General features: G+C 69.6%; 19 protein-coding genes. 6 read left to right on the forward strand and 13 right to left on the reverse strand.

Translation table 11 applies throughout. The annotated features are described in order from the left end of the window. Positions 1-6: 6 nt before the first annotated feature. The 3 genes from AB0B64_RS10280 to AB0B64_RS10290 all read right to left on the reverse strand — a co-directional run bounded on the left by AB0B64_RS10280 (position 7) and on the right by AB0B64_RS10290 (position 4120). Positions 7-1455 carry a hypothetical protein gene (locus tag AB0B64_RS10280; protein WP_358176206.1) on the reverse strand — a complete coding sequence of 483 codons (1449 nt, stop codon included), beginning with the start codon at positions 1453-1455 and terminating at the stop codon, positions 7-9. A gap of 168 nt (positions 1456-1623) precedes the next feature. Beyond that, positions 1624-2424: a hypothetical protein gene (locus tag AB0B64_RS10285; protein WP_358176209.1), complete on the reverse strand. Its 801-nt coding sequence runs from the start codon at positions 2422-2424 to the stop codon at positions 1624-1626. Positions 2425-2509: 85 nt separating this feature from the next. Continuing rightward, the gene (locus AB0B64_RS10290) at positions 2510-4120 is read right to left on the reverse strand and encodes an ATP-binding cassette domain-containing protein (RefSeq protein WP_357938762.1); all 1611 of its coding nucleotides are present in this window, start codon (positions 4118-4120) and stop codon (positions 2510-2512) included. A gap of 175 nt (positions 4121-4295) precedes the next feature. Between AB0B64_RS10290 and AB0B64_RS10295 the strand changes: the two genes are divergently transcribed. After that, on the forward strand, positions 4296-4889 hold the full coding sequence (locus tag AB0B64_RS10295; RefSeq protein WP_358176212.1) for a hypothetical protein: 594 nt from the start codon (positions 4296-4298) through the stop codon (positions 4887-4889). Beyond that, positions 4886-5308 (forward strand): hypothetical protein, encoded by a 423-nt coding sequence (locus AB0B64_RS10300; RefSeq protein WP_358176215.1) that lies wholly within the window; start codon positions 4886-4888, stop codon positions 5306-5308. Before AB0B64_RS10295 ends, AB0B64_RS10300 begins: the two co-directional genes overlap by 4 nt. A 105-nt stretch (positions 5309-5413) precedes the next feature. Here AB0B64_RS10300 and AB0B64_RS10305 read toward each other — a convergent pair whose 3' ends face one another. After that, complete coding sequence (locus tag AB0B64_RS10305; protein ID WP_358176218.1) at positions 5414-6952, reverse strand: serine/threonine-protein kinase; 1539 nt, start codon at positions 6950-6952, stop codon at positions 5414-5416. A 174-nt stretch (positions 6953-7126) separates the two neighbouring features. Here AB0B64_RS10305 and AB0B64_RS10310 point away from each other — a divergent pair, with 174 nt between their 5' ends. The 3 genes from AB0B64_RS10310 to AB0B64_RS10320 are packed head-to-tail and all read left to right on the forward strand — an operon-like array spanning position 7127 to position 10079. Then, positions 7127-8296, forward strand: a complete 1170-nt coding sequence (locus AB0B64_RS10310; RefSeq protein WP_358176221.1) for a DUF4185 domain-containing protein — start codon at positions 7127-7129, stop codon at positions 8294-8296. Next, on the forward strand, positions 8293-9306 hold the full coding sequence (locus AB0B64_RS10315) for a DUF4432 family protein (protein ID WP_358176224.1): 1014 nt from the start codon (positions 8293-8295) through the stop codon (positions 9304-9306). Before AB0B64_RS10310 ends, AB0B64_RS10315 begins: the two co-directional genes overlap by 4 nt. Then, the gene (locus tag AB0B64_RS10320; RefSeq protein WP_358176227.1) at positions 9303-10079 is read left to right on the forward strand and encodes an SDR family oxidoreductase; all 777 of its coding nucleotides are present in this window, start codon (positions 9303-9305) and stop codon (positions 10077-10079) included. Before AB0B64_RS10315 ends, AB0B64_RS10320 begins: the two co-directional genes overlap by 4 nt. On the opposite strand, the gene AB0B64_RS10325 is transcribed toward AB0B64_RS10320, so the two are convergent. Genes AB0B64_RS10325 through AB0B64_RS10340 form a run of 4 tightly spaced genes read right to left on the reverse strand, consistent with a single transcriptional unit; the run spans position 10076 to position 12684 of the window. Beyond that, a complete protein-coding gene (locus tag AB0B64_RS10325; protein ID WP_358176230.1) occupies positions 10076-10459 on the reverse strand; it encodes a DUF6069 family protein in 384 nt (127 codons plus the stop codon). The two genes, AB0B64_RS10320 and AB0B64_RS10325, sit on opposite strands and share 4 nt — an antisense overlap. Positions 10460-10482: 23 nt before the next feature. Next, entirely contained in the window at positions 10483-11157 is a 675-nt protein-coding gene (locus AB0B64_RS10330; RefSeq protein WP_358176233.1) for a VC0807 family protein, read from the reverse strand. Then, positions 11154-11765 carry a TetR/AcrR family transcriptional regulator gene (locus AB0B64_RS10335; RefSeq protein WP_357938745.1) on the reverse strand — a complete coding sequence of 204 codons (612 nt, stop codon included), beginning with the start codon at positions 11763-11765 and terminating at the stop codon, positions 11154-11156. Before AB0B64_RS10335 ends, AB0B64_RS10330 begins: the two co-directional genes overlap by 4 nt. Positions 11766-11820: 55 nt before the next feature. Then, on the reverse strand, positions 11821-12684 hold the full coding sequence (locus AB0B64_RS10340) for an oxidoreductase (RefSeq protein ID WP_357938743.1): 864 nt from the start codon (positions 12682-12684) through the stop codon (positions 11821-11823). A 110-nt stretch (positions 12685-12794) separates the two neighbouring features. Here AB0B64_RS10340 and AB0B64_RS10345 point away from each other — a divergent pair, with 110 nt between their 5' ends. Then, positions 12795-13400 carry a TetR family transcriptional regulator gene (locus tag AB0B64_RS10345; RefSeq protein WP_357938741.1) on the forward strand — a complete coding sequence of 202 codons (606 nt, stop codon included), beginning with the start codon at positions 12795-12797 and terminating at the stop codon, positions 13398-13400. A gap of 3 nt (positions 13401-13403) precedes the next feature. On the opposite strand, the gene AB0B64_RS10350 is transcribed toward AB0B64_RS10345, so the two are convergent. The 5 genes from AB0B64_RS10350 to AB0B64_RS10370 all read right to left on the reverse strand — a co-directional run bounded on the left by AB0B64_RS10350 (position 13404) and on the right by AB0B64_RS10370 (position 20432). Continuing rightward, the gene (locus AB0B64_RS10350; RefSeq protein WP_358176236.1) at positions 13404-14351 is read right to left on the reverse strand and encodes a hypothetical protein; all 948 of its coding nucleotides are present in this window, start codon (positions 14349-14351) and stop codon (positions 13404-13406) included. 171 nt (positions 14352-14522) lie between these two features. Further along, positions 14523-15755, reverse strand: coding sequence for an enolase C-terminal domain-like protein (locus AB0B64_RS10355; protein WP_357938737.1), 1233 nt, complete (start codon positions 15753-15755; stop codon positions 14523-14525). Further along, positions 15752-18799 (reverse strand): hypothetical protein, encoded by a 3048-nt coding sequence (locus tag AB0B64_RS10360; RefSeq protein ID WP_357938736.1) that lies wholly within the window; start codon positions 18797-18799, stop codon positions 15752-15754. Before AB0B64_RS10360 ends, AB0B64_RS10355 begins: the two co-directional genes overlap by 4 nt. Beyond that, positions 18799-19608 (reverse strand): carbohydrate ABC transporter permease, encoded by an 810-nt coding sequence (locus AB0B64_RS10365; protein ID WP_357938734.1) that lies wholly within the window; start codon positions 19606-19608, stop codon positions 18799-18801. The genes AB0B64_RS10360 and AB0B64_RS10365 overlap by 1 nt, the downstream gene beginning before the upstream one ends. After that, the gene (locus AB0B64_RS10370; protein WP_358176239.1) at positions 19605-20432 is read right to left on the reverse strand and encodes a sugar ABC transporter permease; all 828 of its coding nucleotides are present in this window, start codon (positions 20430-20432) and stop codon (positions 19605-19607) included. Before AB0B64_RS10370 ends, AB0B64_RS10365 begins: the two co-directional genes overlap by 4 nt. Between the last annotated feature and the right edge of the window lie 2 nt (positions 20433-20434).

Here is a 20434-nt window from a genome sequence, read left to right on the forward strand (position 1 = left end):
GGGGCCTCAGCCGGCCGGGACGGTGGCGGGCGGCGTCGCGGTCGGCGTCTGTGCCGGCGTCTGGCCGGGTGTCTGGGCCGGTGTCTGTGCCGGTGTGACGATCGGCGGGGCGACCGGTGTCTGGGTCGGCGTCGCGGCGGGCGTCGGGAGGTCGTTGGGGCGGGGTGTGCGGGAGTGCTTGTGCGGGTGTCTGCCGGGCTGCTTATCCGGCTCCCTGCCCGGGTGCGCGTCCGGCTCTCCGGGCTCGGCGGACTGGTGGTCGGGGGTGGGGGTGACCTGGTCGGACTGGGGCCCGGGCGCCTCGGGGGCCTTGGACGAGGCGGAGCTCGCCGGGGCGCCGATGGTGGGCACAGTGCCCGTTGACGGCGTCGCCGTCGGGGGCAGGGAACCCAGTGGGACGGTCGCCGTGCTGTCCAGGATGGGCTCGACGCTGATCCGCGGGTCCTGGGGCTCGGGCTGCCAGGGCAGCCTGATGCCCGGCGGCTCGCCGGGCGCGGGGAAGGCGGCTGACGCGATGCCCGGCACTCCACCCTCGATCCGGCCGAACTGCTGGAAGATCATCATTATCGCCACCACGGTCGCGGCCGCCGCCATCGCGCCAGCCAGCGCCTGAGGCCACCTCCGAGCGTTCTTGCGCGGGGCAACGGGAAACCCGGCGGCGTCCAGCGCCCCCGAGCGCCGGGCCACGTAGCGGCGGTAGGGCTGGAGTTCGGGGTCGGCGAAGCAGCTCATCACCCTGACCGCGAGCGACTCCGGCAGCGGGATCCGGGGCAGCAGCTCGAAGACCTTGGCCGCCGACACCTGGCGCGTGCGGTGGGGGGAGCAGGTCAGGCAGCCCGCGAGGTGCCCGACCAGCCGCGCGCGCGTCTCTGGCGTCAGCCTGCCGGAGAAGCCCTTGAGGATGCCGGCCCGTGACGCGCAGTCGTAGGGGCTCTTCCTGGCCAGGAGCTCCGCCGTGATCGCGTCGCGCAGTCGTTCGCGCGCCTCCTCCTGGGCCGCCTCGACGTGACGCGCCGCGACCCCCAGCACCGCGGCGAGCTCCGGGGTGGGCAGCTCATGCCTGGCCGACAGCTCCAGCACCTCACGGTCGTCGTGGGACAGGCTCTGGATCGCGTTCCAGGCCACGACGCGCAGGTCGGCGTCGGCCGGATTGTCGGGGGGCGGAGCCTGCGCCAGGGCCTCGTCGGCGTTCGGCGGCTCGGCCATCCGCCGTCGCAGGCATTCGGCGCGGGCCAGGGCGTACAGCCATGGGCGCAGGCGGCCGGGATCGGCCAGGGAACCGGCGTGGGCCTCCGCCGCGATCATCGTGTCGCGGAGCGCCACCTGGGCGCCGTCGGAGCTGAGGAGAAGGGACCAGCAGTATCTGTGGATGCCCTCGGCGTAGGCGTCGTAGAGCGCGGCGAGGGCACCCGGGTCACGGGCGCGGAGTGACTCGACCAGGGCGCGGTCATTCATATGACTGAAGGTAATGGATTAGTAACTAGTAGTTCCACTCCTTCTGTGGGAATGAAGCTCTTGCCGACGACACTCCGCCTAAGGAATTTGTTGCGCTCGGCCTGGTTTGCAGCTAATGGCCACTCTGTCCGATTTATCGGCTTATTTGATTGATATTTGATGAGCAATTCACTGCTGGTGGTCGGTCATGGCCTGACTGCCGCGGTCTATCGCGAACGGCTCGGTGGTCGGCTTGATCGTGTGCAGCGGCACCGCGCCACCGAGCGCCAGGTCCTCGAAGGGGCGGCCGGTCGAACCCCAGGTCCGGGCGGTCACATCGGTCTTGGCCACCACGCTGCCCGCGGGCAGGCCGCTCACGGTCAGGATGAAGCGCGGCGGGCTGCCCGCCTTCACGTCGTCGACGAACGTACTGCCGCCGCCGAGGAGTTTGCCCGCCTTGTCGCGCAGCAACACGTTCACCACCAGGCTGCTGGCGGGCAGCTGATAGGGATTGTCGACATAGCCGGTAATAAGATAAGAACGGTCCTTTTGCCGGAGCGTCTGCACCCGCGAAACGGGAAACTCCTTGAACGCCGACGCGATGCGAGCGGCGGGCCGCCACTGGGCGGGGCGATAGTCGATGGTCACCTTGGCCGGCTTCTGGGGCGCGTTGACCTGGCCGGTGAAGGCCAGCGAGCCGCCCGGCGGCACGGCGTCGAGCGACTGGTCCATCCGGACCACCTCGGTGCCGGCGGCGTCACGCCCGACGATCGTCGCCACCACATGCTCGCCGAAGTGCCACGGGTTGGCGTTGGTGAGGATTCCTGCCCAGTTCACGGCGTAGCCGTCGGACGACTTGACGACGTTCGACACCTGCTCCTTGAGGACGAGGGGCTTGAGCTGCTGTTTGGACGGTTCCTCGCTGGAGCACCCGGCTAGGCAGATCGCCCCGAGTGCGAGGAGGCTGACGGTTCGGCTACGCGGGATCACTTTGCCGTGATAGCCGGTCTATGGGCACGGCAGGGGCGGGACACGCGCCTGCCGTACCAACTCTTTATGGAGCTCTTTAACGCGTTCAGCGGGGACGGACGACCCTGGCCTCATCCCAGACCGGTTCGGAAGCCTCGTAAACGGTGCCATCCGCGCCGAACACCAGGAAGCGATCGAAATCCGCCGCGAACCAGCGGTCGTGCGTGACCGCCACCACCGTACCCGCGAACGCGTCCAGACCCGCTTGGAGCGCTTCGGCACTGGCCAGGTCGAGGTTGTCGGTCGGCTCGTCGAGCAGCAGCAGCGTCGCGCCGGACAGCTCCAGCAGCAGGATCTGCAGCCGCGCCTGCTGACCGCCCGATAGCGTGTCGAACCGCTGCTCCGCGATCTGCCCGGCCAGCTCGTAGCGGGCCAGGACCTTCATGGCCTCGTTCTTCAGCCTGGCGTGCTCGGTCATGACGATCTCCACCGGCGAGCGACCCAGCAGGTCGGGCCGGGCGTGCGTCTGGGCGAAGTGACCCGGGACCACGCGGGCGCCGAGTCTGGCGACGCCGGAGTGGCCGATCTGCTCGCCCGCGAGCAGCCGCAGGAAGTGGGACTTGCCCGAGCCGTTGGAGCCGAGCACCGCGATGCGCTCGGCGTACCAGACCTCCAGGTCGAACGGCCGCATCAGGCCGGTCAGCTCCAGGCCCTCGCAGATGACCGCGCGCTTGCCCGTGCGACCGCCTTTGAGGCGCATTTTGATGTTCTGGTCGGCGGGAGCCTCCTCGGGCGGCCCCGCCTCCTCGAACCTGCGCAGCCGGGTCTGAGCCGCGTGGTAGGCGGGGGCCATGCCGTCGTTGTACCTGGCCTTGTTCTTCAGCATGATGACCAGGGCCTTGAGCTTGGCGTGCTCCTCGTCCCAGCGCCTGCGCAGCTCGTCGAGGCGCTCGTTGCGGGCCTTGCGGGCCTCCGCGTACGTGGCGAAACCACCACCATGGATCCAGATATTTCCGGACTCGACGGTGACGATCCGGTCGGCCGCGTTGGCCAGCAACTGCCGGTCGTGGCTGACCAGCAGGACCGTCTTGGGGGTCTCCCTGAGCGCCTGCTCCAGCCACTCCTTGCCGGGCACGTCGAGGTAGTTGTCGGGCTCGTCGAGCAGCAGCGTCTGGTCCGGTCCGCGGAGCAGCGCTTCGAGCACGAGCCGCTTCTGCTCGCCGCCGGACAAAGTCGCCACATCCCGATATTTCACGTTGTCGTACGGCACGCCGAGCGCGGCCACCGTACACGTGTCCCAGAGCACCTCGATGTCGTAGCCACCGGCGTCGGTGTAGTCGGTGATGGCCTGCGCGTAGCGCATCTGCGCCTTCTCGTCGTCGCGCTCCATCATCACCAGCTCGGCCCGCTCCAGCCGCGCGGCCGCCTCCCGCACGGCCGGCGGAGCGACGCTCAGCAGCAGATCGTGCACCGTGCTCCCGTCACGCACACTGCCGATGAACTGCCGCATCACCCCCAGCCCACCGGAGCTGGCCACACTCCCCGCCACCGGCTGCAGGTCCCCGGCGACGAGCCGCATCAGCGTGGTCTTGCCCGCCCCGTTGGGCCCGACCAACGCGGCCTTGACGCCTTCGCCGATCCGGAAGGACACGTCGTTGAGCAACGGCCGCCCGTCGGGCAGTACGTATGTCAGATGTCCTACTTCGACGTGCGCCACGGCGATTCCCTTCGCAATTCCCCCGCGCAGGGTATCTACCGAGAACTCCGCACAGCACCTCCTTTTACTCCCCCGGCCTGGCGGCGCTTCGCGCGGTTCTTCGGACGTGACGGTATGAGCCGCGTCGATCACATAGAGTGTTTGACTTGCTATAGATGCATAGTAGTATGCATCTATGAGGCCAATCTCGCCCTTGCTGTTGCCTCTCCTTCGCTCCAACGCTGTCGGCGAGCTGCTCGCCTGGTTGTACCTCCACCCGGAGAAGGAGTACTCAACCACCGATCTCGCCGCATGGACCGGAACGTCGCAGTCGACGGTGAGCCGAGAAGCGGACCGGTTCGCCGCAGCCGGCCTGACCCGGGAAAGGCGGCATGGCAACCTTCGCCTGATCCGCGCCAACATGGACACGATCATCGCGAAACCCCTCACCGATCTGCTGATCGTGACCTTCGGTCCGGCCGCCGTACTGCCCCCACTGCTCCGGCCCATCTCCGGTATCGACGAGGCGTACATCTACGGCTCCTGGGCCGCGCGACACGCGAACCAGCCGGGACCACCGCCCCAAGACGTCGATGTCCTCATCGTGGGGTCAGCCGATGAGGACGAGCTCTATGACGCGGCGAGGACAGCCGAGCGGGCCCTCGGTCGCGAGGTGAACATCACCCGGATCTCATCGACGTCATGGACCAGCGACAGGCCCGAACCGTTCATGGCATCCCTGCGAGGCAAGCCCCTTCATCCCCTGATCCAGAAAGAGGACAGCCCATGAGATGGATGCAAGGCCGCGACCAGATCGACATGATGCTGTCGTCAGGGCAGTTGGAACGCGTACCGGCGAGCCGGGAACATGCCGAAACCCTAATCGCCCAAGCCAGGCGACATGTCGAACTCGCGCGCAGCGGTTGCCGGACAGATCCTACGGGCGCCTATCAACTTCTCTATGACGCCTCTAGGAAAGCCCTCGCATCCATCTTGGAGAATCAAGGGCTGCGAGCCACCAGCAGGGGTGGCCACATCGCAGTGCTTGATGCGGTCACAGCCCAACTAGACCCGCCTCTCGGGCAGTCACTCCGCCCCTTCGACCGGATGCGCCGCCGACGCAACGGCGCCGAATACCCGCTGCCCGATAGCCCGGAAATCTCTGCCGACGATGTCAACCGAGACTTGCCGAAGGCTGAGGAGTTCTGACACTAGCCACCAAGGTGCTGGACCAGATGCAGCCGTACTAAAACGATCGCCGGCCCTAATCTCCATGAGAAGCCCGTGCCGACATCGGTGTGGGGGTCAGGTCGGCTAATGCTTGTTGCCGTGGGTCTTGCCGAGCTTGGCCGCCTGCTTGGCTGCCTTCTTCGCCGCCTTCTGAGCTGCTTTCTTGGCTGCTTTCTTGGCCTTCTTCAGCGCGGTGGCGGTCTTGCTGGAGGAGGAGGCCGGGGCCGGGTTGGGGCGGATGTCGGCTCGTTCGCGGCCGTCGGATGTCTCCGTGAGTCGCTGGCGAGACACAGCGTGGACCTGCGGGATGCTGGTCAGGTCGAATGCCAGGGCGGGTGCGACATCGGGTGCGATGTCGGCTGGTGTGCTTTGAGCCGGGCTGCTGGGAACGGTGTTCCACCAGGAGCCGGTGGCTATCACACTGACGATCAAGGCGGCGATCAAGGCCGTCTCGCGCCAGTGCTCGGTGATCAGCCGCCGCACCGCCTCTGACCGCCGCAGCGCCGCCGAGCGCCGCGCTGCTTCCGACTGTCGGACCACGCCTGACCGCCGCATCATGCCGGACCGCCACATCACGCCAGACTGGGGCATCGCCACCCACCCTGGCGTCGAGCCTGACAGTGACATCGTCCCTAACCGTGGCATCGTCGCTGACCGTGGCATCGCTCCCGACCAGCGCACCAGCCCTCGCGCCCTCTTCGACGAGCGCGGGCGCGGGTGCAATCTCGGGTGCGGATGGTGGGGCTCATCCGGCGCGTTCGCAGCGCGGCCCCCCGAGTACGACAGCGCCGCGAGGGCCGGCTCGCTTCGGGTGGCCACTCGCCGGAGTTGGTCGTGGGCGCGGGCCACGTCGCTGCGCTGGTCGGGGTCCTTGTCCAGCAGGCCGGCGATGGCCGGAGCGAGAGGGCCCGCCAGGTTGAACGGATAGGCGGTGCTGGTCAGTATCGCGGTCAGCGTGGCCGTCTCGGTGCTGCGGCCGAAGGGTGAGTGGCCCTCCACAGCCGTGTACAAGGTGGCGCCCAGCGACCACAGGTCGGCCTGTGGTGTGGACGGGGCGCCGCCGGCCCGTTCGGGAGCGATGTAGGCGGGGGTGCCGACGACCATGCTCGTCCGGGCGACCCGGGACTCGTCGTCCACGGTGGTGGCCAGGCCGAAGTCGGTCAGGACCGCGTGCCCGTCGTCGGTGAGCAGGATGTTGGCGGGCTTGATGTCGCGATGCAGCACCCCGGCGGCGTGCGCGGCGCGCAGGGCGTCCAGGAGTTCCAGGCCGATGCGGGTGACGGCGGCCACGGGCAGCGGGCCCTGCTCGGCGATCACCTGGGCGAGGCTGCGGGCGGGGACGAGCTGCATGACGATCCACGGGCGCTCGTCGACCAGCACCACGTCGTAGATGGCCGCAATGTGCGGATGGCTCAGCCGGGCGGCGATGCGGGCCTCCCGCATCGTCCGGCCGATCAGCTCCTCGTGCTGCGGGCCGACGATGGTGACCTCTTTGACCGCGACCTGGCGATCCAGGAGCTCGTCGTGAGCCCGCCAGACCCTGCCCATGCCGCCCCGGCCCAGCTCGGACAGCAACCGGTAGCGCCCGGCCAGCAGCCATCCCTCGTAGCGCGCAAAGGACATGGGGGCGGGTTACCCGATCATCCTCACGTCATGCCCGAAAAAAGCCACAAGATGGCTACGAAACCCCGGAAACCCCGCCTTCCACAACATTTGGATCATTGCCCCGTGAGGCCCTAGACACAAAGTGATCAAATGACTAGAACTGTAGGGAACCCCCCTCCCTTAGGACGTGTGATGACGCGATTCCGGTCCGCCCTCATCCCCCTCGCCATCGGATTGCTGAGCCTCGCGGCTGTGCCGCAGCAAGCGCTGGCCGCACCGCCCAAGCCGGTGCCGTCCATCTCCGCCACCACGACGCAGCAGGCCACCACCCGTGCGACATGCGGGCCGACGGTGCGGGGCGCGTCCGTGGACGCGAGGCTGACCAGCCTGTTCACCGCGTACGGCAACGACAACAGCCGCCTGGACGACTGGACCGGCGCCGACGGCACCTACTCGCTGAAGCTGCCCAGCGGGAAAGAGGTGTGGGTCTTCTCCGACACCTTCCTGGGCAAGATCAACCCTGACGGCAGCCGCCCGCCGGTGGTCGAGGAGGGCGGCACGACCGTCTTCCTGAACAACTCCTTCGCCGTGGAGCGCGACGGCAGGCTCTCCACGATCCACGCCGGCACCACCGAGAAGCCGACCGCGGTGATGCCCCCGCGCGACCAGAACCACTGGTACTGGGCCGGCGACGCCACCCTGGCGGGCGGCATCGTGGAGGTGACCTACCAGGAGTACGAGCGTTACGGCACCGGCGCGTGGGACTGGCGCTGGCACCGGAACGTGCTGGCCAGGTTCGCGCAGAGCCGGCTCGACCGGCCGATCAGCGTGACCGACCTGCCGTCGTCGGCCGGCGTGTCCTGGGCCTCCGGGATCCTCAAGGACGGCGGCTACACCTACGTTTACGGGGTGGAGGATCTCGGCTCGCCCAAGTACATGCACATCGCCAGGGTGTCCGGCCAGAGCCTGCTCGGGCAGTGGGAGTACCTCAAGGCCGACGGCACCTGGTCCACCAACGAGGCCGACTCGGCCCGGATCATGAGCGGCGTGGCCAACGAGTACAGCGTCACCAAGGTGGGCAACGGCTACGTGCTGATCACCCATGACACGACCGAGGTCCTGAGCTCGCACATCGTGGCCTACACCTCGTGCTCGCCGTTCGGCCCGTTCACCGGCAAGCAGGCCGTCTACACCACCCCCGAGACGAACGGGAACATCTTCACCTACAACGCCCACGCCCACCCCGACGTGGCGGGCAACGGACTCGTCGTCTCCTACAACGTCAACAGCTTCGTCAACACCGACCACTACCGGGACTCCTCGATCTACCGGCCGCGCTTCATCGATGTGACTTTCGGGTGAGTACACGGAACTGGGCGGCTCGCCTGCGGCACGTCGTGATCGACGGGCTGCGGGCGGTCGTGCTGGAGAACGAACGGCTCCGCGTGACCGTCGTGCCCGACAAGGGCGGCGATGTCATCGAATTTCTGCACAAGCCAACCGACACTGACTTCGTCTGGCTCTCGCCGCAGGGGCTGCGCGACCCGCACGACCACCTCCAGGGCGCCGCCGACGACGTCGCCCAGTTCATCGACCACTACGAGGGCGGCTGGCAGGAGATCTTCCCCAACGGCGGCGCGCCCAGCGAATACCGCGGCGCCCGGCTGGCGCAGCACGGGGAGGTCGCCGGGCTGCCGTGGCAGGCCGAGGTCGTGGCCGACTCCGAGCAGGAGGTCGCGGTACGGCTCAGCGTGCGCACCCGGCGCCTGCCGTACCGGATCGAGAAGACGTTCCGGCTGGCGGCGGGTACGGCCGCGCTGGAGATCGAGGGGCGCGCGACCAACGAGTCCGGCGTCGAGCTGCACGCCATGTGGGGGCAGCACATCGTGTACGGCCGCCCGTTCCTCAAACCGGGTGCCCGCGTACGGCTGCCGGCGGGCGTGACGGTCATCCCGCACGAGAGCGCCATCGACGCCCACGGCCGCCGGGTCAAGGCGGGCGGGCCGTGGGAGTGGCCCGTGGTGCCCGCCGACGGTGGCGGCGAGACGGATCTGAGCGTGGTGCCGGAGCCCGGGTCGCCGAGCGAGATCGTCTACCTAACCGGATTTACCGAGGGCTGGTACGAAATTTCCGGGGATGTAGGTATTCGTGTGGAGTGGGATGCGACGCTCCTGCCGTACCTGTGGATGTGGCAGGAGGTCGGTGCGACCACCGACTATCCCTGGTGGGGGCGGGCTTACACGGTCGGGCTCGAACCGTTCTCCAGCATGCCCACCAACGGGCTGGCCGAGGCGGTGGCGAACGGCACGGCGCTCACCCTGGGCCCACACGAGACGAAGGTGCTGAGGTTGCGCGCGGAGGTGTTGGCGTGAGTGAGTTCGATGGGAAAGTCGCTCTGGTGACGGGCGGTTCGATGGGCATCGGGCGGGCGGTGGTCGACCGGCTGGCCGACGGCGGGGCGTCCGTGGTGTTCTGCGGGGCCGACAAGGGGGCGGAGCTCGACAGCGAGCACGTGACCGGGCGGGTCGCGGACGTACGGCGGGCGGGCGACATGCGCGACCTGGTCGACCTGGCCGTGGCCAGGTACGGCGGGCTCGACATCGTGGTGACGTGCGCGGGTGTGCAGCGCTACGGCACGGTCGAGGACACGCCGGAGGACGTCTGGGACGAGGTGCTCGACATCAACCTCAAGGGCGTCTATCTGGCCTGCAAGGCCGCCATCCCCAGGATGCGGGCGCGCGGCGGCGGCTCGATCGTGGTGATGTCGTCGGTGCAGGCGTTCGCCTCGCAGGCGCAGGTGGCCGCCTACACCGCCAGCAAGGCCGCGCTGAACGGCCTGACCAGGGCGATGGCGCTCGACCACGCGGCCGACGGCATCCGGGTGAACGTGGTCTGCCCCGGCTCGGTCGACACACCGATGCTGCGCTGGGCCGCCGACCTGTGGCGTGGTGGGCTGTCCCAGGAGGAGCAGGTGGCGCAGTGGGGCCGGGCGCACCCCCTCGGCCGGGTGGGCAGGCCGGAGGAGGTGGCTGAGCTGGTGGCGTTCCTGGCGGGGCCGCGGTCGTCGTTCATCACCGGGGCCGAGCATCGGGTGGATGGTGGGCTGCTCGCCCGCAACCCGGCTGTGCTGCCTGAGCAGGCCTAGCGCGTGCGCCGGCGCGGCAGGAGGACGATGAGGACGGCCGCAGTCACCACGTGCAGCGCGGCCAGTGATGCCTTGGCCGCACCGGTGGTGCCCATCGTGAGTGGGCCGGCCAGGGACATGATGAGGAACACGGCGGCGATCCACGTCCAGATGGCGCGCGGCCGTTCCGTCACGCGTTCGAGCACGGCCAGGAGGCCCCAGCCGGCCAGGCCGGCGACCAGGGCGGCGACGATCACAGAGGCCGCGGTCACCTCTCCGGAGGTCGAGGCCAGCTCGACGCCGGCGAGGACGTGGACGACCGCCCAGACGGCCAGGGCGGCGGCGGCCGCGCCGAGCACGGCCAGGATGCGGGGGACGGCCAGGGAGCGGGGGGCGGTCACGCGGGGGTCTCCTTGGGCGGGAATCACGCGAGGGTCTCCTTGAGCGGTAAGTACAGCGCGGACCAGCGGTTGTACAGGCCGGTGGGGACGAGGTAGCACGCCATCACGACCTGCATCAGCACCATGAAGACGCCGTACTGCAGACCACCCAGGCCGGGGACGACGTCGGGCGGCAGGGTGTAGGCCATGGTCACGCGGACGGCGGCGTCGGCCAGCAGGCCGATGCCCCAGATGACCGTCGCCACCCGCCAGATCCTGCGGAAGGCGGGCAGCCGCTCCCACAGGACGTCCCAGGATTCGCGGCCCGAGCCGTCTCCCCCCTTGAGGGGACCGATGCGGCCTTCCAGGACGAAGCGGGTGAAGGCGAAGGCCAGCGGCTGCCGGCCTCGGACGCTGGCCAGGAACCACAGGCCCGAGATGGCGGTGATCCAGCCGTCCTTGGCCAGCAGGAAGCGGGGGTCGTGGACGAGCAGGGAGACGGCCGCGCTGCCGACCATCATGGCCGTCATGAACAGGCCGAGCCCGTCGGGCCGGCGGCGGCGCACCAGGCTGGCGACCACGCTCAGACCGGGGAGCAGGGAGCTGATCAGCAGCGCGGAGTGATAGCTCACGTCCATCGCGCGCAGTACGTAATAGAGGCCGATGGGCAGGGCCATGTCGACGAGGACGAGCAGCAACGTCTTGGCGCGAGAGCTCACGGCGTGGCCCGGGTCGCCAGGCGGAAGAGCTCGACCAGCTCGTCCGCGTACACGTCGAGGTCCGCGCCGGGGTCGCCCTCCAGCAGGAACGGCAGGCCGTCCATGGCCCGCTGGATGGCCATCGCCATCACGCGGGTGTTGAACCGGCGGAACTCGCCCGTCTCCTGCCCCCAGAACAGCAACCGCTCGATGTGCCCCAGCGAGGCCGGGTCCATGGCCGCCTCCTGCGCGGTGGTCCCCTTCTCCGGCCGGAAGTTCAGGAAGATCTCGGTGGCCGCGCGCATCTCACGGCGGTGGTCCCGAATGAACCCGATCAGCGAGCGGATGTAAGTGTCCAGCGCGGCGCCGGGACTGGTCTGGGCGCTGACCCGCTCGGTCATGAACGTGGCGATCCCCTCGTAGATCGTGACAATCGCCTGGCCCATCAGGTCGTCCTTGCCATCGAAGTGGTACGAGATCAGCCGCGTACTGCTGAGCCCGGCCCGCTCCGCGATGCGGGCGAAGGACGCCTGGTGGTAGCCCAGGTCGGCGATCGTCTCGATCGTGGCCGTCACGATCTGCGCCCGACGGGCAGAGGTCGTGACGGAGTCTTCCTTCCTTACTTGCATGAGTAATTTTTAACTCACGCGAGTAATTCTGGCAAGTCCTCCTCCTCCAATAGCGTCAGCCTCCGATGGCGTCGAGCTCCTCGATCGCGTCGGCCGGGAGGACCAGGCTCGCCGCGGCGATGTTCTCGCGGAGGTGGGCCACGGACGAGGTCCCGGGGATGAGGACCATCGTGGGCGAGCGCCGCAGCAGCCAGGCCAGGGCGACCTGCTGCGGGGAGGCGTCCAGGCGGGCGGCCACGTTTGTGAGCGCTTCGGACTGGAGCGGGGTGAAGCCGCCCAGAGGGAAGAACGCGGCGTAGGCGATGTTCTCGGTCGCGCATCGGTCGACGAGAGCGTCGTCCTGCCGGTTGGCGAGGTTGTAGAGATTCTGCACGGTGACGACGGGTGCGATGGCCTGCGCCTCGGTGAGCTGGGCCCCGGAGGCGGCGCTGAGACCGAGGTGGCGAATCAGGCCCTCCCGCTGCAGCTCGGCCAGGGCGCCGAACGGCTCCGCGAGCGACTCCTCGCCGGCGCCTCCTTCGGCCAGGCGCAGGTTGACGACGTCGAGGGCGTCCAGGGCGAGGCGCTGGAGGTTCTCGTGGACCTGGGCCTTGAGGTCCTCGGGCTCCAGTGCGTGATTCCAGCTGCCGTCCGGGCCACGGCGAGCGCCGACCTTGGTGACGATGCGCAGGTCCGCCGGGTAGGGGTGCAGGGCCTCCTTGATGATCTCGTTGACGACGAAGGGCCCGTAGAAGTCGCTGGTGTCGATGTGGGTGATGCCCAGCTCGACGGCCTCGCGCAGCACCGCGATGGCCGCGTCGCGGTCCTTGGGCGGCCCGAAGACGCCGGGCCCGGCCAGCTGCATGGCGCCGTAGCCCATGCGGGTGATGGTGAGGTCGTCCGCGAGTGTGAGAGTCCCACCGGGAAGGCTGCCTGCCATGTCCGTACCTTTCATCTGAAATCCATCTCCAACGGTGCGGTTGCTTTTGATGCTAGCGGCGGAAAACTCCAACCGCAACGTTGCAGATGGGGTGGCGCTAGGATGTCGCCATGGCGTGGGACACCGAGGGGACGCGGCGGCGGCTCAAGGAAGCGGCGACGGTCGAGTTCGCCGAGCGCGGACCGGACGGCACGACCATGGCCCGCATCGCCGAGCGGGCCGGGATCAACAAGGAACGCCTGTACAAGTACTTCGGCGACAAGCAGGCCCTGTTCGAGACGGTGCTCACCGACGAGCTCAAGAAACTCGCCGAGACGGTGGGGCCACCCCCGGGTGACTTCGAGAACATCGGTGAGTTCGTCGGGCGCAACTTCGACTACCACGTGGCGCATCCCCATCTCGTCCGCCTGCTGCTCTGGGAGGGCCTGGCCGGTGGCCCCGTGGCCGACGAGGCGCAGCGCACCGCCTTCTACCGGGGCAAGACGCGGGCCTACGCGGCCGCCCAGCGCGCCGGGATCCTCGACGACGACGTCGACCCCGATCATCTGGCGTTCATGGTCATCGCGCTGTCCGCATGGTGGGTCTCGGCGCCCCAGCTCGCCCGCATGCTCACCGGTGCCGACGACGACGATGCGACGGAGCACGCCCGGCGCCGCGCAAGCGTGGTGCGCGCGGCACAACGCCTCGCCCGACCGCCAGGCGTCGACAGGCGGTAGCGGTCAGCGGGTCTCCTGGAAGACCTTGGACGCGCGCGCCAGGCGGCTGCCGAGGTTGGCGCGGAGGGCGGCGAAGCGGTCCGGATTGCCGACGACGATCTTCCGCTGAAGGGCGGAATCGGCGGCGAACCAGGCCGCCACCAGCCCCGACTCCCACTTGCACCTGGTGTCGGCCGTGGCGGTGCGCTTCTCCTCGGCGGTGACCGTGGGCTGGTCCAGGTTCCAGCGGGCGTCGGCGATGGCGGCCTCGGCGGTGGGGTAGGCGTATCCGCCCTTGACCATGCAGGCCCGCCAGCGGGTGGCCGCCTGGACGACGGCCGGATCGGTGGCGGCCTTCTCCAGGGTCTCGGCGTCCTGGACGGCGAGCCAGGGCCAGTCGGCCGGCTCGGCGCCTCGGGTCAGGACGGCTGCGGCGCGGCTTATGCAGCCGGAGTCGGCGGTGTCGCCGTACAAGTGGGTTCTGGCGGTTTTGGAGAGGTTAGCCGCCCACTGGAGTGGTCTGCCGTGTGAGTCCGAGCGGGACAGGTGGTAGCCGGTGAGCGCGGCCTGTGCCGGGTCGGCGACGCCGTAGCGGCGGGCGTTGCCCGGATCGCCGGCCTTCACGGCGGCCACCGCGACCATGGGCGGGGCCGCCGAGACGCCGTGGCGGCGCATGCACCGCGCGACCAGCTTGGCCTGGGCGTTGGCCAGCAGGACGCGCTGCTCCGGGGTGGGCTTGTAGGCGTCGAACGGAAGCACGAGATCGGCCACCGACGCCACAGACACAGACGCAGAGTCCGGGCGCGGCGCGGCCGCGCAGGCCGTGACGACCAGCAGCAACGACGCCCCGGCCCAGAGAGCGGCGGCGGGTGGGGATGGCAGCGCTCTCCAGCGGCCGGTCTCCGGTCGCCCCAGAGCGCTGCCGCGGCCGGTCTCCGGTCGGCCGCTCCGGAACCCGGCTTCGCCGTCCATGGTCAGCGACACCAGATGTCGACGGAGCTCGGGACGACCACGGTGCAGAGGGCCGCCACGACGCTGCTGATGAGCCGCACGTTGCCTCCTTGCTCGCGTGAGTACCCCCACCCTGATTCAGGGCCCGGGGGCAGCAGAAGCAGACTCACGCGAACAAGGACGATTCTTTTCCTATGTGCTCACTTCCAGGGATACGGTCGGGTCGGCGAAGCGTTCGTTCGGCACCTGGGCGTACCAGCCGGGGCGTCCCGGGTCCCGGTCGTAGGGGTATCCGCCCAGCTCCTGGTAGAGCTCGGCGTAGCGGGCGACCCGGTCCTTGTCGAGCCGGACGCCCAGCCCCGGCCCGGTCGGCACCGCTATGGCCCCGTCGGCGTAGGACAGCTTGCCGCCCTCGATCACGTCGTCGCGCAGCTGGTGGTAGTGGGCGTCGGCCGCGTACGTGAGGTTGGGCAGGACCGCGCCGAGATGCAGCATGGTCGCCAGCTGGATGCCCAGCTCCCCGGAGGAGTGCACGGCCACCCCGAGCTGGAAGGTCTCGCACACTCCTGCCGCCTTGACGCACGGCCGGATCCCGCCCCAGAACGTGGTGTCCAGCAGCACCACGTCGGCCGCCCGGCGCAGCACGTTGGAGGCGAGCTGCTCGAAGTTGACCACGACGGTGTTGGTCGCCAGCGGCACCCGGACCTGCTCGCGGATGGCCCTGAGCCCTTCCATCCCCCAGACCGGGTCCTCCAGGTATTCGTTGTTCAGTTCCTCGATGGCCCGCCCGAACCGCAGGCCCTCGGCCACCGACAGCACCGCGTTCGGGTCGTAGCGGAGCCGGTCGTCGGGGAAGGCCGCCGCCAGCGCCCGGTAGCACTCCAGCTCGAAGTCGGGCGGGAACACCCCGCCCTTGAGCTTGTGCACGGTGAACCCGTGGGCCGCCTTGAGCTGCCTGGTGTGCTCGACGAGCTGGTCCGGCGTGCGCACCTCGGCGTACCCCTCCGCCGCGTAGCGGAAGAACAGGTAGGAGGCGAACGGCACGGTGTCGCGCAGCCGCCCGCCGAGCAGGTCGCTGGCGGGTACGCCGAGATGCTGCCCGATCAGGTCGATGCAGGCGAACTCGATGGCCGCCAGGAGCTGGGTGCGGTTGTTGTAGAGCGACGCGGTCGGGTTGGCGATCTTGAACCGCAGCGCCTCCAGCTGGAACGGATCATGCCCCTGCAAGTACGGCATGAGCGCCCGGAACGCCGCCTCGGCGCTCTCCCCGCCCCCGCCCATCTCCCCCAGGCCGATCAGCCCGTTGTCGGCCTCGACCTCGACGATCGTGCGGACGAACCGGCCCCAGTGGGCGCCGTTGCTGTGCCGGAGTGGCGCCTCCAGCGGAACGGCGACCGTGGTGGCCCGGATGTCAACGATCTTCACTCGCACGTCCCCCAAATAGCGGCCACACCGCACGCGGGCAGCCGTACCTTGACCGATTCAGCTGAGACCTCCAGGGGCCGCAGCTCCCGCTCCAGACCGGCGCTCACCAGAGCGCGCCGCAGCCTCGGCAGCCGGACCGTCGCCTCGACCGGCTCGGCGGCCAGCGACTGCAGCCGGACCACGATCTCGTTGTCGCCGTTCTGCCCGAGCGAGGTGACCAGCACGTCGGGGTGGTCGACCGAGACGAACGACTTGACCGCGTCGGGCGCGCTGGTGAGCAGCGCGCCGACGAACTGGTCCGTCAGCCCGGCCGCCGCCCGCGCGCCCAGCCGTCTGCCCTCGATCCCCGGGGCCGACATGATCGAGTAGCGGAACGTGGTCTCTCCCTGCTGCTGGGCGGGGAAGTTCGTGTCCCAGATGTTGTTCAGTGCCCAGGAGTAGACCGTGCCCGGCTCCTCGTCCAGCGTCGGCGGGAACGGCGCGTACGGCATGTGGATGGTGCCCAGCTGCACCAGCGGCGCCTCCAGCGTGGCCCAGGCGACGGTCAGCTCGGGGTCCTCGAAGGCGATCCAGTGCCTGATCGGCAGCATGTACTCGGCGGAGCCCGGCACCCGCGGCACGTCCGGGCCGCCGACGCCGCCGGTCAGCTCCCAGGCCGTCGCGGGGCCCGAGGCGAACGGGAAGGCCAGGAAGACCGCCTCCTTGGCGGGCGTGCCCTGCTTGGCCAGCTGGTAGGTCAGGTCGAGCCGGGCGACGCCGTTGTGCAGCTCGATCGTGGTGCGCAGCCAGTCGACGCCCTTGCCCTGCAGCTCGACGACCAGCTTCTCGCCCACGGCGGTCCGCTGCGCCTTGACGATGGTGGCGTTCCTGCCGATCGCCCGGTCGCCGAGCAGGGTGCGGTCGTGCGCCCCGACGTGCCCGGACAGGTGGTTGAAGTGCGGGGCGGTGGCGTAGCGGTCGTAGACGTACTGGCCGAACCCGGCGGCTGCGCTGTCGTTGACCAGCTCCCGCCCGGCCGCCTTGTCGAAGATCGAGCGGATGACGCCTTCGCGGACGTCGTACCCAACCCGGTAGAACTCGTTCTCGATCACTCCGCCCAGGTCGAGCTCGACCGGCTCGGCCGCCCGGACCTCACCTCTGACGACGTCGATCCGCGCGTAGCCGTAGCCGGGGACCTCCGGCACCACGGCGTGGAGGTGCCGCCCGATCGGCCTGGTCGGCCAGTCGGCCGGATCCACGAGCTCCTCGTGGTGCGGGATCGTCTCGCCGGTGCGCGCGTCCACGAGGGCGATCGGGACGTCCGCCGGGACCACGTCCCGGGGGAGGAACGCGCGGACCACGTCGGTCCTGCTCGCCGTCCCGGGATTGAAGACGGCGAAGGACGCGAGCGCCGACGCATCGGCCACACCGTCGTCGGAGAGCGCGCCGCCCCCCGAAAGCACACCGCCGTCGGAGAGCGCCGCGCCGAACCGGCGGGCGGCGGCGTGCAGCAGGTCGGCGGCGTCGTCCTGCGCGTCGTAGGCGCCCGACGACTTGCGGGTCCACTGCAGGCCGCCCGAGTCGCCCGCCTCCTCGGCGTCCTCCCAGGGGTTGGCCGCGCCCCAGGTGTGCTCGTTGAACAGCGCCACCTTGTCGTAGGCCTCATCGATCTGCTCGGTGGCGTCGGCACCGGCGATCGTGTGCAGCGTCTCGGCGATGCGCAGCGCGGACTGCGCCCGCCGTACGTATCCGAGGGGCCGCGCGCCGGAGCCGAGCCCGTCGGCCCACCAGTCGGTCCAGTCGCCCTCGTGTACGGCCAGCCGGTCGTGGTAGCGCTCTTCCACGTGCTCGAAGAAGTCGCTGTTGACCGCGGACCGCAGCCGGGGGAAGGCCCACTGCTCGTTCCACCTGCGCGCGATGGAGGCGGGCACGATCGAGGGTCCCGCGTTGTCGGCGTGCGCGCCCTGGACCCGCAGGTGCAGCACGTCCAGCTCGTACGGCTCGCGCGGCGCGTCAGGACCCTGCCAGCCGAACGTACCGGGACCGTAGGGGTAGCCGCGCGAGGCCAGCGCCGACAGGTAGCGCGGCAGCAGGTCGTCGGCCAGCTCGTAGGAGTCGGTGAGCCCGACCGTGTTGCCCTCCATGTACGCCATGCCGTGGGGCGTGTCGGTGAACCAGACGATCACCTCCTTGCCGCTCGGCGCCCGCCACCGGAACGGCCGGGTCAGCTTGTCGCCCCCGTGCAGGTACGGCACGGACCGCCCGGCCCAGTTGTGCGCCGCGGCGAGGTAGCGCACCCCGGCGGCGTTCAGCGCGTCGATCACGCCGACGACCGCGCCGGGCACGTCGGTGTGCATGGCCGACTTGGTGGCGAAGCCGTACTTCTCCTGGAGCCGCGTGGTGAAGCGGAGCTGCCGGTAGAGCTCCTCGGTCGAGCAGGCTTCGGTGTGCAGCTGGAACGGCAGCGCGGTCACCTCGATGACGCCGGCGCGGGCCAGCGCGGCGAACTTGGCGACCTGGTCGGCGGGCCGGGCGTCGAGCCACTTCAGCGCCGGCATCGACGACTCGACCGACCACCTGAACCTGGCGTCGTCCGGCCAGGAGGCGGTCTCCTCGGCCAGCCGGAGTGCCGCGTCGAGGTAGTCGAGGTGGTGGCGGAGCACCGTGCCCTGCGGGTCGGTGTAGCCGATGTCGAGGTGGGAGTGGTGGACGACGAACACGCTCCACTTGCGCTGGGGGGTGATCGTGATCTCCGCGGAGCCGATGAGCCCGGCGTCGTCGCGCGACTCCAGGGTCAGCACGCGGGGGGCGGTCACCTCGGGCACGAGCAGTGTGACGTCGGTGCCGGAGGCGCTGTCCTCGCCCACCAGCACGTGCGTCAACGGCACGGTGCTCGTCACCCTGACCGCCTGCCGGCCGTCGTGGGTGAACAGCGGCAGCACCGCGACACGCACCTCCACTCCGCGCACGCCGATCACCGCGGTCGAGGTGTCGTTGCGCAGCGCCTGCCTGATCCCGTCGTAGTCCGGCGAGCCGAGGCTCCGCTGCAGCAACCGGCTGGTCATCAAACACTCCCTAGAGACAGGCCACGGGCGAACAACCGCTGGGTGGCGAGGAACAGCAGGACCGTCGGCAGCGAGACCATGAGCCCCGCCGCGAGGCCCACGGGCACCGGGGTGCCCGCGTAGACGTCGGTCATCAGTCCGGCCAGCGCGGTCATCACCGGCCGTACGTCCTCGGTCTGCGTGAGTGTCAGGCCGAAGATGAGGTCGTTCCAGATGAAGGTGAACTCGAGGATGAACACGGCCGCCAGCGCGCTGACGGACAGCGGCAGGTAGATGCGCCAGAAGATCCGCCAGGTGGTGGCCCCGTCCATGCGGGCCGCCTCGAAGATCGAGAACGCCACTCCACTGTAGAAGTTACGCAGCACGAAAGCGGCCAACGGCACGTTGATCGCCGTGTAGACCAGGAGCAGGCCGCCCCTGGTGTCGTACAGGCCGAGGTCGCTGTAACCCACGAACAGCGGCACCAGCAGCATCTGCGACGGGAAGATCGTGCCGCCGAAGATGAGCAGGAACCACCAGAAACCGTGCCGCAGCCGGAGCACCACGATCGTGTAGCCGGCCAGCGCCCCGATGAGCACGCCGAGCGTGGGCGAGACGATGCTGTAGAGCGCGGTGCTGGCCAGGCTGTCCGACAGGTTCGCGCTGTCGACGGCCCGGGCGATGTTGTCGAACAGCGCGAAGCTGCCGGACGGCTGCCACGCCTTCGACGGGTCGTACGACGCCGCGGGCCGCGCGGCGTTGACGAGCAGCAGGTAGGTCGGGCCCAGCCAGATCAGGCCGAGCACGATGAGTACGGCACGCCGGATCATCGCACCTGCCTCCTGAGGTAGAGGTAGGACGCCAGCCCCGTGACCACGGTGAGCATCACCGCGACCGAGGCGCCGTAGCCGTAGTCGCTGGCCACGAACGTGTCCTTGTACATGGTCACCGCGAGTGTCTCGGAGTTGCGCCCAGGACCACCCTGCGTCAGCACCCAGACGATGTCGAACGTCTTCAGGCTCGCCACCAGCGCCAGCCCCACCACGACCGCGGTGAGGGGCGCCATCAACGGCCAGATGACATGCCGGAACAGCGTCCATCCCGAGGCCCCGTCGATCCGCGCGGCCTCGATCGGCGCCTTGGGGATGGACTGCAGCCCCACCACGAACAACAGCGTGTTGACGCCGAGCTGCTGCCAGGTCCAGACCAGCAGCATGGCGATCGTGTTGTGCGGCGCCTTCTGCAGGAACGCGGTGTCGACGCCGAGCAGGATGTTCGCGATGCCGTCGTGCGAGAGGATCGGGCTCCAGACCATGGCCAGCCCGGCGCCGCTGAGCGCGTAGGGCAGCATGAACGGCACCCGGTACCAGACGCCGCCCTTGAGGTCGTACGACAGCACCGCCACCAGCAGGCCGAGCCCGACCGGCAGCGCCATCGTGCCGACCACCCAGATGAGCGTGTTGCCCAGGGCGGTGAGCAGCGCCGGGTCGTCGAGCAGCTTGCCGAAGTTACGCAGGCCGACCCACTCGGGCGGCGCGAGCCCGTCGTATTTGGTGAAGCTCAGGTACGCCGTCCACAGGAAGGGCACGTAGAGCAGCCCGGCGACCAGCAGCGCGGCAGGAGCGACGTACCCGTGCCTGAATCGGCCGAGCATTG

Source organism: Nonomuraea sp. NPDC049129, from assembly GCF_040648495.1.
Classification (GTDB): domain Bacteria; phylum Actinomycetota; class Actinomycetes; order Streptosporangiales; family Streptosporangiaceae; genus Nonomuraea.

Excerpts from the sequence above, each read along its gene's own strand:
- AB0B64_RS10310 (WP_358176221.1), top strand. The coding sequence starts at position 7,127 with ATGACGCGATTCCGGTCCGCCCTCATCCCCCTCGCCATCGGATTGCTG.
- AB0B64_RS10350 (WP_358176236.1), bottom strand. The coding sequence starts at position 14,351 with ATGGACGGCGAAGCCGGGTTCCGGAGCGGCCGACCGGAGACCGGCCGC.
- AB0B64_RS10365 (WP_357938734.1), bottom strand. The coding sequence starts at position 19,608 with ATGATCCGGCGTGCCGTACTCATCGTGCTCGGCCTGATCTGGCTGGGC.
- AB0B64_RS10295 (WP_358176212.1), top strand. The coding sequence starts at position 4,296 with ATGAGGCCAATCTCGCCCTTGCTGTTGCCTCTCCTTCGCTCCAACGCT.
- AB0B64_RS10340 (WP_357938743.1), bottom strand. The coding sequence starts at position 12,684 with ATGGCAGGCAGCCTTCCCGGTGGGACTCTCACACTCGCGGACGACCTC.
- AB0B64_RS10335 (WP_357938745.1), bottom strand. The coding sequence starts at position 11,765 with ATGCAAGTAAGGAAGGAAGACTCCGTCACGACCTCTGCCCGTCGGGCG.
- AB0B64_RS10305 (WP_358176218.1), bottom strand. The coding sequence starts at position 6,952 with ATGTCCTTTGCGCGCTACGAGGGATGGCTGCTGGCCGGGCGCTACCGG.
- AB0B64_RS10370 (WP_358176239.1), bottom strand. The coding sequence starts at position 20,432 with ATGCTCGGCCGATTCAGGCACGGGTACGTCGCTCCTGCCGCGCTGCTG.
- AB0B64_RS10280 (WP_358176206.1), bottom strand. The coding sequence starts at position 1,455 with ATGAATGACCGCGCCCTGGTCGAGTCACTCCGCGCCCGTGACCCGGGT.
- AB0B64_RS10345 (WP_357938741.1), top strand. The coding sequence starts at position 12,795 with ATGGCGTGGGACACCGAGGGGACGCGGCGGCGGCTCAAGGAAGCGGCG.
- AB0B64_RS10360 (WP_357938736.1), bottom strand. The coding sequence starts at position 18,799 with ATGACCAGCCGGTTGCTGCAGCGGAGCCTCGGCTCGCCGGACTACGAC.
- AB0B64_RS10300 (WP_358176215.1), top strand. The coding sequence starts at position 4,886 with ATGAGATGGATGCAAGGCCGCGACCAGATCGACATGATGCTGTCGTCA.